The organism is Streptomyces sp. NPDC028331 (assembly GCF_055565775.1).
Genome location: NZ_JBVHTR010000002.1, coordinates 402,366 through 417,525, shown reverse-complemented (window position 1 = coordinate 417,525; position 15,160 = coordinate 402,366). Strand labels below are relative to the sequence as shown.

The following is a 15,160-nucleotide window of genomic DNA, read 5'->3' as shown; positions in this document are numbered from 1 at the left end:
CGGCGACCGCGGCAACGCCCCCGGCCGCACCGCGGCCCCCAACGCACCACGCCGCACCCCGCACCCCCCATAGGGGCGCGGTCCGCCGCCATCCGGACCAGTACCGGCCGCCCCGCAACGCCGCCCCGGGCCATGGTCGTAGGAGCAGCTCCGCTCATACGACCCAAGGCGGTGGACCCGGCAGTGAGAGCACGTCATCGGCGGTGGCGCTGGGTGCGCTGGTGTGCGGCGGGGCTGGCCGTGCTCCTGCTGGGTGCCGCCGGGGCCGGGTGGGTCGCGTACCAGAAGCTGAACTCGAACATCACCGCGGACGAGGCCGCCGCCGCCGAGCTCGCCCGGTACGAGAAGGAGCGGCCCACGGCGCTCGTGCGCGGCGCGCAGAACATCCTGCTCATCGGGTCCGACTCGCGCGCCGGCGCCGGCAACGGCCGGTACGGGCGGGACTCCGGGACGCAGCGGTCCGACACCACCATCCTGCTGCACCTTGCGGCCGACCGGCGCAGCGCCACCGCCGTCTCCCTGCCCCGCGACCTCATGGTGAACGTGCCGAGCTGCGGGCTGCCGGACGGCGGCCGCAGCTCGGCGCAGTTCACCATGCTCAACCACGCCTTCGCGACCGGAGGTTCGGCCTGCACGATCCGTACCGTCGAGAAGCTGACGAACATCCGGATCGACCACCACATGGTCGTCGACTTCAACGGCTTCAAGAAGATGATCGACGCGCTCGACGGCGTCCAGGTGTGCCTGAGTCAGCCGATCGACGACACGGCCGCCAGGCTCAGGCTGCCCGCGGGCAGGGTGACGCTGGACGGCGAGCAGGCCCTGGGCTACGTACGGGCCCGCAAGAGCCTCGGCGACGGCAGCGACACCGAGCGGATGGAGCGCCAGCAGCGTTTCCTCGGCGCACTGGTGACCAAGGTGCGCAGCAACCGCGTCCTGCTCAACCCGGTGAAGCTGTACCCCGTGCTGGACGCGGCCACCTCGGCCCTGACCACGGACCCGGGTCTGGCGAGTCTGCGCGGACTCTACGCACTCGTGCACGGGCTGGGGAATCTCTCCGCGGAACATGTGCGGTTCCTGACCGCCCCGCGCACCCCGTACCCGGGGGACACCAATCGTGACCAACTGGTGCAGCCGGCCGCGGACGAACTCTTCGGGCGCCTGCGCGCCGACCAGCCGGTCGAGGTCACCAAGGAAGTTCCGGGTAATTCAGCCGCAAAAACGAGCAATACGGCGCCCGGTTCCGGATCCCGGTCGCCGGAGAAGGCGCCCCCCGGCCCCACACCCACTTTCACCGGCAACACGGCCGCCCAGGACGCCTGCGGGTAAAGCGCACCCCATGGCGGGGAACAGGTGAGCTAAGAAGTGTCCGAGAAATGGGGCGGATTGCCCGGTTGTAGGGAAGTGGAATTTGTCACCGCCGTCGCTCGACGCTGAACTGGGCGGATAGTGTGAGCGATCCGGTGCCACGCCCTGAGGTCCGTCCTGGGCACACGCACTGGTTGCACAGACCCGAGCGCCTTGAGGGGGAAGGCGCCGCGTGGCCCCGACGGAGGATTCGGACAACCGTGGACGCGCAAGGCCGTGGGCGGGCGGACAACATCGACCCCGCAGACCAGTGGGTACTCAACCCGAACACCGGCGAATACGAACTGCGACTGGCCCCTTCCGCACCGCAGTCGTCCGTGCCGAGACCACGCCGGGGGACCGGGGCCGCCGCCCCGGGCCGCACCGCGCAGCAGGGCTCACGCACCGCACCCGGGCCTCGCCCCGCCCCGGACGCGCTCCCCGGCCAGCGCCGTCGCCGAGGGGCACCCCCCGAGCCGGTGCCGGGGCGCCGCCGGGGCCGTACGAAGCCCAAGAAGGGCAAGGCGAAGAAGATACTGCTGTGGACCGGCGGCGGCATGGCGTTCGTGCTCGTCGCGACGGCGGGGGCGGCGTACCTCTACATCCAGCACCTCAACAACAACATCACGTCCGTCTCCGACGACGGCGCGAGCACCGGTGGCTTCCAGAAGGACAAGGCGATCAACATCCTGTTGATCGGCACCGACAAGCGCACCGGCAAGGGCAACACGGGATACGGCGACGCCGGCAGCGTCGGCCACGCCGACACCAACATCCTGCTGCACGTCTCCAAGGACCGCTCCAACGCGACCGCGCTCAGCATTCCGCGCGACCTGATCGTCAACGTGCCGGACTGCCCGACGAAGCAGCCGGACGGCACCATCAAGATCATCCCCGGCTCGCGGAACGCCCGCTTCAACACCAGCCTCGGCCAGGACGACCGCACGCCGAGCTGCACCATGCGCACGGTCACCGAGCTGACGGGCATCACGCCGGACGACTTCATGGTGGCCGACTTCAACGCGGTCAAGACGCTGACGACGGCGGTCGGCGGCGTCGAGGTCTGTCTGGGCAAGGACATCAACGACCCGGACTCGCACCTCAAGCTGTCGAAGGGCACGCACAACATCGAGGGTGAGCAGGCGCTGGCGTTCGTGCGCACCCGGCACTCCGTCGGCTTCGGCGGCGACCTGAGCCGAATCGGGCTCCAGCAGCAGTTCCTCAGCGCACTGATGCGCAAGCTGAAGTCGAACTCCACGCTCACCGATCCGAGCAAGATGCTGGACGTGGCGGAGGCGGCCACCAAGGCGCTGACCGTGGACTCCAAACTCGACAGCATCGGCAAGCTGAAGGACCTCGGCCTGGAGCTGGGCAAGCTCAATCCCAAGAACGTGACGTTCACGACGGTGCCGGTGCTCGACAACCCCGCGGACGGCGCGGTCAAGAAGACGGTCATCCTCAACCCGGCGACGGCACCCCAGGTCTTCCAGGCGATCAAGAACGACGTCTCCTTCACCGAGGTCAAGAAGCAGCAGAAGGCGGCGACGCCCGCCGCGAACGACCCGCTCAAGGGCTCCCGCTCCGCCGCCTCCGACATCCGCGTCGACATCTACAACGGCGGCGCCCCGTCCGGCAGCGCACAGGAGACTCTGAGCTGGCTGCAGAACACCGAGGGCGTGACCAAGTCCAGCCAGCTCGGCAATGCGGGCAAGACGCTCAGCAAGACGACTCTCGAGTACGCACCCGACCAGGCCGACCAGGCGCGCAAGCTGGCGGACATCATGGGGTTGCCCGCGTCGGCGCTGAAGCCGGGCAAGAGCGAGAAGAACGCCCAGGGTCTGCCCGCGATCGTGCTGACCCTCGGCCAGGACTTCCAGGGCGCCGGTCAGCCGCTCACCGCTCCGACGAAGGCGCCGGACGTCGACAAGTCCACGGCGGACAAGGTTCAGTGCGCCAAGTGACCTGACGGCCCTGTCCTGCATCTAACAGGACGCCGACGCGCCGCGGCTGTGCATCCTGCGGGGCGTCTCGAGCGTCCAAGTACCGGACGTGAAACCACGGCGAAGGTTTCGGTGGCGCGATGGGGCGCCCCGAAACCGCGGGACGGACCCGCGTGTCGGGCGCAGGGTGGGGAGGGCAGGGAGTTGGTGCAGAGCAGTGTGCGCGGTCGGGCGGCGCAGCCGGAGAGCGGGCAGGCCGGGGCGCCGGGTCGGAACGACAGCCTGTACGAGGGCGGCGACGACGGTCCACCAGCCGAACCGCGCGGCCAGGGCCTCAAGGGGGGTGATGGGCGGCCGCGCCGCAGACGTCGCGTCCTGCGCTGGTCGGCGACCGTGCTCTCGGTGGTCATACTCGGCACCGCCGGGGCCGGTTACCTCTACTACGAGCACCTCAACGGCAACCTCAAGAAGGACGACCTCAACATCGGCGACGCCAAGGACCGGGCGGCGCAGGCGACACCCAACGCGGCGGGCCAGACCCCGCTGAACATCCTCCTGCTCGGCTCGGACGCGCGGGACACCGCGGAGGACCAGAGGCTCGGCGGCGCCAGGGACACGTTCGGCAGCCCCGGCAACGCGGACGTCGAGATGCTCGTGCACCTGTCGGCGGACCGCACCAACATGTCGGTGATCAGCGTGCCGCGCGACACCCTGGTGACCATCCCGCAGTGCACCGACCCGGACACCGGCCACGTGTACGCGGAGTCCGAGAGCGCGATGGTGAACTCGTCACTGGGCCGCGGCGGCCCCGGCTGCACGGTCGCGACCTGGGAGAAGCTGACCGGCATCCACATCGACCACTTCCTCATGGTCGACTTCTCCGGCGTGGTGTCGATGGCCGACGCGATCGGCGGCGTACCGGTGTGCGTGGACAAGAACATCTACTCGCACACCTCCTCCGGGCACGGCTCGGGCCTGAAGCTGAAGGCGGGCACCACCTACGTCAAGGGCGAGCAGGCCCTGCAGTGGCTGCGCACGCGGTACGGGTTCGAGGACGGCAGCGACATCGCCCGCACCAAGGCGCAGCACCAGTACATGAGCGCGATGGTCCGCGAGCTGCGCTCCAACGCCACCCTCAGCAACCCCAGCGAGCTGCGCCGGCTCGCCGAGACGGCCACCAGGGCGCTCACCGTCGACAGGGGCCTCGGCACGGTCGCGAAGCTGTACGACCTGAGCACCGAGCTGAAGAAGGTGCCCACCGACCGCATCACGATGACGACGATGCCGTACGTGTACTCGGGCGAGCGGGTGCTGCCCAAGCCGGGTGACGCGGAGCAGCTCTTCCGCCTGGTGCGCGAGGACATCGCGCTGGACGGCAAGGACGCCGCGAAGAAGCCCGCGGCCCAGCCGGCGACGGCCGCCCCCACCGACAGCGACGACAAGATCGCGGTGCAGGTGCAGAACGGCACCCGGACGGACACGCTGGCGCCGGTCAGGGGCCGGGCGGGCGCGGTGACGCAGCTCCTGGCCGACAAGGGGTTCACCGCGGCCAGGGCCGACTCCTCGACGGTGCTGTCCGAGGACAGGACCGTGATCCGCTACCCGAGCGCGGACCTCAAGGGCGACGCCCAGCAGGTCGCCAAGGCGCTCGGCCTCCCGGCGAGTGCGGTGCAGAAGTCGACGGACGTCTCCGGGGTGACCCTCGTCGTGGGCGCCGACTGGCGGTCCGGAACCACGTACCAGGCGCCGAAGCAGAGCAACACGACGCCGACGTCCGCGAACGCGCTCAACGGCGCGACGAAGCAGTGCATGACGGTGGATCCGAGCTACACCTGGTGACGACCTCCATGGGTCGGGGCCCCTCCGGAAGTGGAAAGGGCCCCGGTCGCACGATCGGTGGGGTCGGCTCGACGCGACGAGCGCGGGGAGCCGGGTGCGGTCAGCGGGAGGCGACGAGCGCGGGTGGCGAGGTGCGGTCAGCGGGAGGCGACGACCGCCGGGCGCCGGGACGCGATGACCTTCCTGGCCAGGGACTTGGGGCTGGTCAGGAAACCCCAGCCCCAGGACATGTGCATCGTGGCGAGGGCCACGGGGATCTGCAGTCGGGCCTTCAGCGGCAGGCCCCGGCCCGCCGGCACGGAGCCCAGGACGATCGCGGCGAGATAGCCGCCGGGGATCACGAAGCCCCACGGGGTGATCGCGGCGCCCACCACGACGCCCGCCGCGATCGCGCACACGGCGGCCGGCGGGGCGAGGTAGCGCAGGTTGATGGAGCCCTCGTGGTAGCGGGCGACGACGTGGCGCCAGCGGCCGTAGTCCTTGTACTGCTTGGCGAGCGCGCGCACCGACGGCCGCGGCCGGTAGGACACCTTCAGCTCCGGTGAGAACCAGATCAGGCCGCCCGCCTCGCGGATACGAAAGTTCAGCTCCCAGTCCTGGGCACGGATGAACTCCTCGTTGTAGCCGCCCTGCTGCTCGAGGGCCTCCCGGCGGAAGACGCCGAGGTAGACCGTCTCCGCGGGGCCGGCTTCGCCGCCGGTGTGGAAGGCGGCGTTCCCGACCCCGATCTTCGAGGTCATGGCGGCGGCGACCGCGTCCTCCCAGTCGTTCTCGCCCTCGGCGTGCATGATGCCGCCGACGTTCTGCGCGCCGGTCTCCTCAAGGAGGCGTACGGCGGTCGCGATGTAGTTCGGCGAGAGCATGCCGTGGCCGTCGACGCGGACCACGACCGGGTGCCGGGAGGCCTTGATGGCGGCGTTGAGCGCGGCGGGCGTGCGGCCGGTCGGGTTCGGGACCGTGTGCACGCGCGGGTCCTCGCGGACCAGCTCGGCCGCGATCTCGTCCGTGCGGTCCGTGGACGGGCCGAGCGCGATCACGACCTCCATGTCGCCGCCGTACTCCTGGGCGAGGATCGCTTGGACGGCTCCGCGCAGGTGCCGCTCCTCGTTGAGCACGGGCATGATCACGGACACGGCGGGGAGCTGCACGTCGGGCTTGGCGTTCATAGGAGCCTCACGTTACCGCGAACGGGGGACACCGGTGCGCGCCGCCCGGGCGCCGCCGAGGGCCGCAGATCGTATGGGCCTACGGTGCTCGCGGATCCACGCCCAGCCCCGCGGAGGTCTCCCCCGTGCCCACGCCCACCCGCTCGCCCGCGCGTCGCGAGCCGGTCCGCCGCTCCCCCGCCCGGCGGCCGCCCGTCCGGCCGCGGAAGTGCGGCTGGCCCGTGCGGATGTTCACCATCCTGTCCATGGTGGTCCTGGCCTCGGCGGGCATCGGACACGGGGTGATCACGAGCGTCGACGACGGAATCTCCCGCGTCGACCCCTTCCGGGACATGAAGAACCGTCCCGCGGCGGGGCACGGCATGAACGTCCTGCTGGTCGGCACCGACGGGCGCGACAAGATCACGGAGAGGGAGCGGCGGGCGTACCACCTGGGCGGCGAGCCCTGCCACTGCACCGACACGATCATGATCGTGCACATCTCGGCGGACCGGGAGCGGGCGACCGTGGTCAGCCTGCCCCGCGACTCCTACGCGGAGGTGCCGGAGCACACCGACGAGACGACCGGGCAGCGGCACGGTACCCGTCCGATCCGGCTGAACGCGGCGTACGCGGAGGGCGGGCCGAACCTGACCGTGCGGACGGTCGAGGACATGACCCATCTGAAGATCGACCACTACCTGGAGGTCGACTTCATCAGCTTCATGAAGACGGTGGACGTGCTCGGCGGAGTGCGGGTGTGCAGCACGCAGCCGCTGAAGGACCCGTACACGGGGCTCGACCTCGCCGCGGGCACGCGGGTGCTGGGCGGCGGGCAGGCGTTGCAGTACGTGCGGTCCCGGCATGTGGACGCGGCGTCCGACCTCGGGCGGATGCAGCGGCAGCAGAAGTTCCTGGCCGCGCTGATCGACCGGGCGACGTCGTCGGGTGTGCTGCTCAACCCGGTGAGGCTGCGGGACGTGGCGCAGGCGGTGCTCGGGTCGGTGCGGGCGGACGAGGGGTTCGGGCCGGACCAGTTGCTGGACCTGGGGCGGGCGATGCGGAACTTCTCGCCGCGGTCGTCGGAGTTCACGACCGTGCCGATCGGGCGGATGGAGTACCAGGTCAAGGGGCTGGGGTCGACGGTGAAGTGGGACGACGCCAAGGCGAAGGCGCTGTTCGACTCGCTGCGGGACGACCGGCCGCTCGCTCCCGCCCCGGCGCGCCCGAAGGGCCCGGCGAAGCCGCAGGCTCCTGCGCAGGGGCCCGCGGCGGCGGAGGTGGAGGTGGCTCCGCAGCAGGTCCGGGTCCGGGTGGAGAACGGGACGCTGACGGAGGGGCTGGGCAGGCGGGTGGACGACGGGCTGGCGGCCACCGGGTTCCGGACGACGCGGCTGCCGGTCAACGCGGCGGACCGGGGGGTGCGGCGAACGGTCGTGATGTACGACCCGCGCTGGGACCGCTCGGCCAAGGCCGTGGAGGCGGCGCTGCCGGGGAGCGAGCTGCGGGCGGTTCCCGGGCAGGGGCCGACGCTGCGGGTGATCGTGGGCTCGGACTTCAAGGAAGTGCGGCCGGTGAGGGTGCGGGTGCCGGAACCGAAGCCCTCACCGACGGCGCCGCAGACGGTGGTCACCGGGGATCAGGTGGTGTGCCCGGCGTAGGGAGCGGGCCCGGGGTGCCGGTCGCTGGGGTCGTGGGGGCCTGGGTCCTGGCCGCCCGGGTCCTGGAGGCCCGGGTCCTGGAGCCGGGTCTTGGAGCCGGGTCCTGGCCGCCCGGGTCCTGGGGGCCCGGGTCCTGGACGCCCGGGTCCTGGCCGCCCGGGTCCTGGGGGCCCGGGTCCTGGACGCCCGGGTCCTGGAGGCCCGGATCGTGGTCGCCCGGATCCTGGGGCCGGGTCCTGGGGGCCCGGGTCCTGGGAGTCCGGATCCTGGTGGCTCGGGTCCTGGTCGCCCGGGAGCGCACTGCCCGGCGCCTGCGACCGCCCGTAACTACCGGGCGTCAGTCCTCGTAACCCTCCGCCGCCCTCTTCTCCCGCAGTTCCTTGATGGCCCGGCGGCGGGCCAGGCGGTGGGTGCGGCGGATCTGGGCCTCCTGGTAGCGGCGCCTGTCCCGGTCCGTCTCCGGGATCACCGGCGGAACCGGGCGGGGCTTTCCGTCCGCGTCGACGGCGGCGAAGACCAGGTAGGCCGAGCCGACCTGGGTGGGCGGGGCGGACTCGTTCCAGCGTTCGGCCAGGACCCGTACGCCGACCTCCATCGAGGTCCGGCCCGTCCAGTTGACCTGCGCCTTCACATGGACCAGGTCCCCGACCCGGACCGGCTCGAGGAAGGCCATCTCGTCCATCGACGCCGTCACGGCGGGTCCGCCGCTGTGCCGGCCGGCCACCGCGCCCGCCGCGTCGTCGACGAGTTTCATGATCACGCCGCCGTGCACCGTGCCCAGCAGGTTGGTGTCGTTGTGGGTCATGATGTGGCTGAGCGTGGTCCGGGACGCGGAGGTGGGCTTCCCGGGGAGTGCAGCCTCTGTTTCGCCCGGAATTTCTGATTCCGTGGCGGGGGCCTGGTCTGTCATGGCCTCCACCTTATGCCGCGCGACGATCCGGAGACTTTGTGTCGGCTTCGCAACAGCCCTGACCCTGTTTTTCCTCGGCTCTTGTACCGCCCACGGCCCGACCCTGCACACTGGGGCGCATGAACGATTGGCCCGAGGGATGGTCCGATGACAGCCGCGGCAACCGCTACGGACGCGGCAGCGCCAGCGCTCAGCCCGAGGGCGCGCGCGTGATGCGGCAGGTCCGGCGTACGCCGGGCGCACCGGGCGGCCCCCAGGCCGCGCCGCCGTACGGCGGGGTGCCGCAGCAGCCGACGTACGACGACCAGGGGTACGGCGGCTACGACAGCGGCTACAACACCGGCCAGGTCTACGGCAGCCCGGCCGGCAGACCCCACGGGCCGGACGGCGGCGGCCCCGGCGGTACGCGCCCCGCGCCCAACTGGGGCCGCCGGATCAAGTGGACCGCGATCACGGTGGTCACCGTGCTGGCGGTGACCTCGGTCGCCACCTACTTCTGGGCCGACTCCAAGCTCCACCGCGACGTCGACCTGTCCAAGGTCATCGACCGGCCCGCGGCGGGCCAGGGCACCAACTACCTGATCGTCGGCTCCGACAGCCGGGCCGGCATGTCCGACGCCGAGAAGCAGAAGCTGCACACCGGGTCCGCCGAGGGCAAGCGCACGGACACGATGATGATCCTGCACGTCGGCGACAACGGCGACACGCTGATCTCGCTGCCCCGTGACTCGGACGTGGAGATACCGACGTACAAGGGCTCCACGTCCGGCAAGGTCTACCAGGGCACCGGCCGTCATGTGAAGCTGAACGCGGCCTACGCGGAGGACGGCCCGGAGCTGCTGGTCCGCACGATCGAGTACAACACCGGGCTGCGCATCGACCACTACGCGGAGATCGGCTTCGACGGCTTCGCGAACATCGTGGACGCGGTCGGCGGTGTCACGCTCACGATCGACAAGGGCTTCAAGGACAAGTACTCGGGCGCCGACTTCAAGGCGGGCACGCAGAAGCTGAACGGCGAGCAGGCCCTCGCCTTCGTCCGCACCCGGCACGCCTTCGCGCAGAGCGACCTGCAGCGCACCAAGAACCAGCAGAAGTTCCTGGCGGCGCTCGCCCACCAGGTCGCGACCCCGTCGACGGTCCTCAACCCGTTCAAGCTCTACCCGACGATGGGCGCCGGCCTGGACGCGCTGACCGTGGACAAGGACATGTCCCTGTGGGACCTGGGCTCCATGTTCTGGGCGATGAAGGGCGTCAACGGCGGCGACGGCAAGTCCATGAACATGCCGATCTCGGGCCAGTCCGGCGGCAACCTGCTGTGGGACAAGGCCAAGGTCAAGACCCTGGTCGACGAGCTGAAGAACGACCAGCCGGTGACGGTCTCCGGCAACTAGTGCCGCGGCAGCCAACGTCGGCCGCCCCGTCGCGGCGGCGGGCGGCAGCGGAGGGGAAGGGCCGGATCGGGCGCCCTTCCCCATCGGCTTGAAAGGGCCCGCTCACCCGTCGCCTTTTCGTCCCGTTCGGCCCTTCGCACCCGGACACCGATCCGCCGGGCGAAACGGCGCCGGGAAATCCCCCGCATTCAAGGGAAATCGCGCCGAATGCGGCCACCGGTCCATGCCGAACAGTCACCGAAAGACAGCGGAACGTCAACACCCCTGAAAAAGCGGACCACTTGACCGGCGGCATGAGGGAACGGAATGTTTCGTTGCTGTCGCTGAACGCTCAACTGTGCCGATATTGTGAGCGGTCCAGTTGCAAGCGGCCACGAATCGCGCGCACCACTCGAGCGACTGACAGAGGTTTGGGGGGCTGAACCTCGCGTGGCCCCTACGGAGGGCGAAAAAGACGGTGGACACGCAAGGCCGTGGGTGGGGGGACGACATCGACCCGTCGGACCAGTGGGTGCTGAACCCGCAGACCGGTGAGTACGAACTGCGACCGAGCCCTTCCGCCGGGCAGTCGAACGTACCGGGACCCCGTAGACCCGCTCCTCCGTCCGCACCGCGCGGCGGCACCCGCGCGCCCGACGGGGACCTACCCGGTGCACGCCGGCGCCGCGTCCGGGAACCGGAACCCGCGCCGCCGGGCCGCCGCCGCGGCAAGGGCCCGACGCAGAGGAAGTCGACGGGCAAAAGGGTTCTGCTGTGGACCAGCGGCACCCTGGCGTTCGTCCTGGTCGCCGGTACGGCCGGCGCCTACCTCTACCTCAAGCACCTCGACGGCAACATCACCACGACCGACACCGCGGGTGCGACCAGCGACAGCTTCAGCAAGGACAAGGCCTTCAACATCCTGGTGATCGGCACCGACAAGCGTCAGGGGAAGGGCGATTCCGGTTACGGAGACGCCGAAAGCGTCGGCCACGCGGACACCAACATCCTGCTGCACGTCTCCCGGGACCGGACGAACGCGACCGCGCTGAGCATCCCCCGGGACCTCGTCACCGACATCCCCGACTGTCCGACCAAGCAGCCGGACGGCTCCGTGAAGACCATCCCGGGCACGGCCGGCACCCGCTTCAACACCAGCCTCGGCCAGTTGGGCCGCGACCCGGGCTGCACGGTCCGGACGGTGGAACAGCTCGGCGGAGGGCTCAAGGTCGACCACTTCATGATGGCCGACTTCAACGCGGTGAAGACGCTGACGACGGCCGTGGGCGGCGTCCAGGTCTGCCTGCAGCGCCCCGTCAAGGACCCGAAGTCGCACCTGGACCTGCCCGCCGGTCCCTCGGTCGTCCAGGGCGAACAGGCGCTGGCCTTCGTCCGCACCCGGTACAGCTGGGGCAACCACGGCGATCTCGACCGCATCAAGGTCCAGCAGCAGTTCCTCGGTTCGCTGTTCCGCCGGATGAAGTCCGACTCGACGCTCACCAGCCCGGGCAAGCTGCTGGAGCTGGCGGAGGCGGCGACCAAGGCGCTCACGGTCGACAAGGGGATCGGCAGCATCAGCACGCTCAAGGACGTCGCCGTGGAGCTGAAGAAGGTGCCGCCCAAGCACATCTCCTTCGTCACCCTGCCCGTCCGGGACAACCCCGCCGACGGCAGGATCCACAAGACGGTCATACCGGACGAGGCGTCCGCTCCGCAGGTCTTCGCCATGCTCAAGGACGACGTCTCCTTCACCGAGGTGAAGGAGCAGGCGAAGACGCAGGAGTCCGCCGCGCTCAAGGGCCCCCGCTCCGCTCCCGCCGACGTCCGGGTCGACATCTACAACGCGGGCGCGCCCGGCGGATCCGCTCACACGACCCTCTCCTGGCTGCAGACGGAGAAGGGCATGCCGAAGGCCAGTCAGCTCGGCAACGCAGGCGCGACGCAGCCGAAGACGACTCTGGAGTACGCCCCGGCCCAGGCCGACCAGGCCCGTGAACTGGCCGACGTCATGGGGCTCCCCGCCTCCGCGCTGAAGCCGGGCAGGAGCGAGACCAACGCGCAGGGACTGCCCGCGATCGTGCTGAAGCTCGGCCAGGACTACCAGGGTGCGGGCGTACCGCTCACCGCTCCGGCGAAGGCACCGGCCCACGTTCCGCAGTCGACGGCCAGCCAGGTCAAGTGCGCCTCGTGACCGGTGTGTCAGCAGGCCTCCGGCTGGCACCGCGGGCACCACGCCGTGCCGCGACCCGCGATACGCCGCCGACGCAGGACACTGCCGCAGCGCGGGCAGGCCGGGACGGGGTCGTCGCGGTGGCCGGTGAGCCAGGAGTCGCGCGGGGGCACGCAGCCGGCGGTGACCGCGGAGCGCAGGGTGCGACGCATGTGGGTGTACAGGTGTCGCAGCTCGGCCTCGGTGAGATCGCTCGCCCGGCGGGCGGGACACAGCCCGGCGCGCCAGAGGATCTCGTCGGCGAGCAGATTGCCCAGCCCGGCCAGCACGGACTGGTCCATGAGGACGGCCTTGACACGGCCGCGACGTGAAGCGAGAGCGGCCTCGAACTCCTTGCGGTCCACCGCCAGGGCGTCGGGGCCCTGGCGGCCCAGCAGCCGGGTGATGCCGGAGTCGTCGTGGGCGAGCCAGAGTCCCTGAAGCTTGCGCTGGTCGCGGAAGCGGAGCTGGCGGTCGGCGCCCACGGTGAACAGGACGCGGTCGTGGGCCTCGACCGTGTCGCCGGGGTGAGCGCAGACCAGTCGGCCCGTCATGCCGAAGTGCAGCAGGAGGGTGGGGCCGTCGCCGGTGCGGGCGAGCAGCCACTTCCCGTGCCGCTGCGGCGCGGTGAACCGCCGGCCCTCCAGCGCGGCGCGCAGCCGCCGCGCGCTCACCTCGCGCAGGACGCCCGTATCGCGCACGTCGACGCGTCGGATGACCCTGCCCTGCGCGCAGGACTCGAACACCTTCTTGAATCCCTCGACGTCTGGCAGCTCAGGCATGGGATACGCCCTTCAGCCGACCGGTGCGCGGCGCCCCGGGGCGGCCGTCGATGCGATGCGGCGCCCCGCTTGGCCGGCATCTCCTTCATTCCCCGCCGGCGCCGTCCGGTCTCCCCCGGGCACCCGTTCAGTCGCGCACCAGGCCCGTGCTCTCGCCGCGCAGCACCTCGTCGCCGTCCTGGTTGACGATCACAATGCCGAACTCGATCCCGATGCCGGAGCGCTTCCGCTCCAGTGCCCGCACCGTCACGCGTGCGGTGATGGTCTCCCCTTCCCAGACGGGCCTGACGAACTCCCACGTCATCCGGCGCGCGATGTAGTCCAGTCGGCCGCCGACCTGCGTCGCCAGCGAGGCTGTCAGCAGCCCGTGCGCCATGACCGGCCCGTCGGCGGAGACGTGGTGCCGTCCCTCGTCACCCACAAGAGCGGCAAAGGCGGCGATGTCCTCGGCCAGAATGGTGCGCCGCGCCGTCAGCACCTGTCCCACCGACAGAACGGACGCCTTGTTCGCTCCGCCGGTTTCGATGTCACCGTTCTGCGACACGCTCTCCCCTTCCGTTCCGTTTCCCTGGCTCTTCGGCTTGCGGCTTCCTCGAAAGAGGTGGCCCGGCGGCCCACGCGAACGGCCCCCGGCGTGGTGCCGGGGGCCGATTCCGCAGGTCAAGCGCTTCTTTTCAAGCCCTGCTAGGGAAGGTTCCTCGCCATCACGATCCGCTGGACCTGATTCGTGCCTTCGTAAATCTGGGTGATCTTCGCATCGCGCATCATGCGCTCGACCGGGTAGTCGCGGGTGTAGCCGTAGCCGCCGAGGAGCTGGACGGCGTCCGTGGTGACCTCCATGGCGACGTCCGAGGCGAAGCACTTGGCGGCGGCGCCCTGGAAGGTGAGGTCGGAGTCGCCGCGCTCGGACTTGGCGGCGGCCGCGTAGGTGAGCTGGCGGGCGGCCTCGATCTTCATCGCCATGTCGGCGAGCATGAACTGGATGCCCTGGAAGTCGGCGATCGGCTTGCCGAACTGCTTGCGCTCCTTGACGTAGTTCTTGGCGTAGTCGAACGCGCCCTGCGCGACACCGAGGGCCTGGGCGGCGATGGTGATGCGGGTGTGGTCGAGGGTCTTCATCGCCGTGGCGAAGCCGGTGCCCTCCTCGCCGATCATGCGGTCGGCGGGGATGCGGACGTTGTCGAAGTAGACCTCGCGGGTGGGCGAGCCCTTGATGCCGAGCTTCTTCTCCGGGGCGCCGAAGGAGACGCCCGGGTCCGACTTCTCGACGACGAAGGCGGATATGCCCTTGGAGCGCTTCTCGGGGTCGGTCACCGCCATGACCGTGTAGTACTCGGAGACGCCCGCGTTGGTGATCCAGCGCTTGACGCCGTTGAGCACCCAGTGGTCGCCGTCGCGCACGGCCCGCGTCTTCATGCCGGCCGCGTCGGAGCCCGCCTCCGGCTCGGAGAGGCAGTACGAGAACATCGCGTCGCCCTTGGCGAGCGGCGCCAGGTACTTCTTCTTCAGCTCCTCGGAACCGGAGAGGATCACCGGCAGCGAGCCGAGCTTGTTGACCGCCGGGATGAGGGAGGACGACACGCAGACGCGGGCCACCTCCTCGATCACGATGACGGTGGCGAGCGCGTCGGCGCCCGCGCCGCCGTACTCCTCCGGTACGTGCACCGCGTGCAGGTCGTTCGCGACCAGGGCCTCCAGCGCCTCCTGCGGGAAGCGGGCCTCCTCGTCCACCGCGGCGGCGTACGGCGCGATCTTCGCCTCGGCCAGCGAGCGGATGGCGTCACGGAGCATGTCGTGCTCCTCGGACGGGCGGTACAGGTCGAAGTCAGCCGATCCGGCCAAGGTCTCTCACGCTCCAGATGACGCAGTGACGGTGACGCTAATCGTTAAGTAACTGGAATTTTAGGGGGCCGCCCACGGGACGGGTACGTGAGCTTGGCGACAGCGGGGAAAT

At 70.6% G+C, this 15,160-nt stretch carries 11 protein-coding genes; 6 read left to right on the top strand and 5 right to left on the bottom strand.

The genetic code is table 11. From position 1 onward, the window contains the following. The first annotated feature begins 132 nt into the window (after positions 1-132). From ACZ4SW_RS03935 to ACZ4SW_RS03925, 3 genes are all read left to right on the top strand, one after another. Positions 133-1,329: an LCP family protein gene (locus ACZ4SW_RS03935; protein ID WP_468237520.1), complete on the top strand. Its 1,197-nt coding sequence runs from the start codon at positions 133-135 to the stop codon at positions 1,327-1,329. Between the two features lie 239 nt (positions 1,330-1,568). Then, positions 1,569-3,308: an LCP family protein gene (locus ACZ4SW_RS03930; protein WP_468237518.1), complete on the top strand. Its 1,740-nt coding sequence runs from the start codon at positions 1,569-1,571 to the stop codon at positions 3,306-3,308. Between the two features lie 183 nt (positions 3,309-3,491). Next, the gene (locus ACZ4SW_RS03925) at positions 3,492-5,126 is read left to right on the top strand and encodes an LCP family protein (protein ID WP_468237515.1); all 1,635 of its coding nucleotides are present in this window, start codon (positions 3,492-3,494) and stop codon (positions 5,124-5,126) included. 137 nt (positions 5,127-5,263) lie between these two features. Here the strand turns inward: ACZ4SW_RS03925 and ACZ4SW_RS03920 are convergent, their stop codons facing one another. After that, positions 5,264-6,292, bottom strand: a complete 1,029-nt coding sequence (locus tag ACZ4SW_RS03920) for a glycosyltransferase family 2 protein (protein WP_468237512.1) — start codon at positions 6,290-6,292, stop codon at positions 5,264-5,266. Positions 6,293-6,417: 125 nt separating this feature from the next. On the opposite strand from ACZ4SW_RS03920, the gene ACZ4SW_RS03915 reads away from it, so the two are divergent. Beyond that, a complete protein-coding gene (locus ACZ4SW_RS03915) occupies positions 6,418-7,932 on the top strand; it encodes an LCP family protein (RefSeq protein ID WP_468237509.1) in 1,515 nt (504 codons plus the stop codon). 337 nt (positions 7,933-8,269) lie between these two features. Here the strand turns inward: ACZ4SW_RS03915 and ACZ4SW_RS03910 are convergent, their stop codons facing one another. Then, complete coding sequence (locus tag ACZ4SW_RS03910; protein ID WP_468237506.1) at positions 8,270-8,842, bottom strand: acyl-CoA thioesterase; 573 nt, start codon at positions 8,840-8,842, stop codon at positions 8,270-8,272. A gap of 119 nt (positions 8,843-8,961) precedes the next feature. Between ACZ4SW_RS03910 and ACZ4SW_RS03905 the strand changes: the two genes are divergently transcribed. Beyond that, a complete protein-coding gene (locus ACZ4SW_RS03905) occupies positions 8,962-10,236 on the top strand; it encodes an LCP family protein (RefSeq protein ID WP_468237503.1) in 1,275 nt (424 codons plus the stop codon). A 457-nt stretch (positions 10,237-10,693) separates the two neighbouring features. Next, positions 10,694-12,406 (top strand): LCP family protein, encoded by a 1,713-nt coding sequence (locus tag ACZ4SW_RS03900; RefSeq protein WP_468237500.1) that lies wholly within the window; start codon positions 10,694-10,696, stop codon positions 12,404-12,406. An 8-nt stretch (positions 12,407-12,414) separates the two neighbouring features. Here the strand turns inward: ACZ4SW_RS03900 and ACZ4SW_RS03895 are convergent, their stop codons facing one another. From ACZ4SW_RS03895 to ACZ4SW_RS03885, 3 genes are all read right to left on the bottom strand, one after another. After that, the gene (locus ACZ4SW_RS03895) at positions 12,415-13,206 is read right to left on the bottom strand and encodes an Fpg/Nei family DNA glycosylase (RefSeq protein WP_468237497.1); all 792 of its coding nucleotides are present in this window, start codon (positions 13,204-13,206) and stop codon (positions 12,415-12,417) included. Positions 13,207-13,333: 127 nt separating this feature from the next. Next, on the bottom strand, positions 13,334-13,750 hold the full coding sequence (locus tag ACZ4SW_RS03890; RefSeq protein ID WP_468237495.1) for a hotdog family protein: 417 nt from the start codon (positions 13,748-13,750) through the stop codon (positions 13,334-13,336). Between the two features lie 140 nt (positions 13,751-13,890). Further along, positions 13,891-15,048: an acyl-CoA dehydrogenase gene (locus ACZ4SW_RS03885; protein WP_389002901.1), complete on the bottom strand. Its 1,158-nt coding sequence runs from the start codon at positions 15,046-15,048 to the stop codon at positions 13,891-13,893. Positions 15,049-15,160 lie beyond the last annotated feature (112 nt).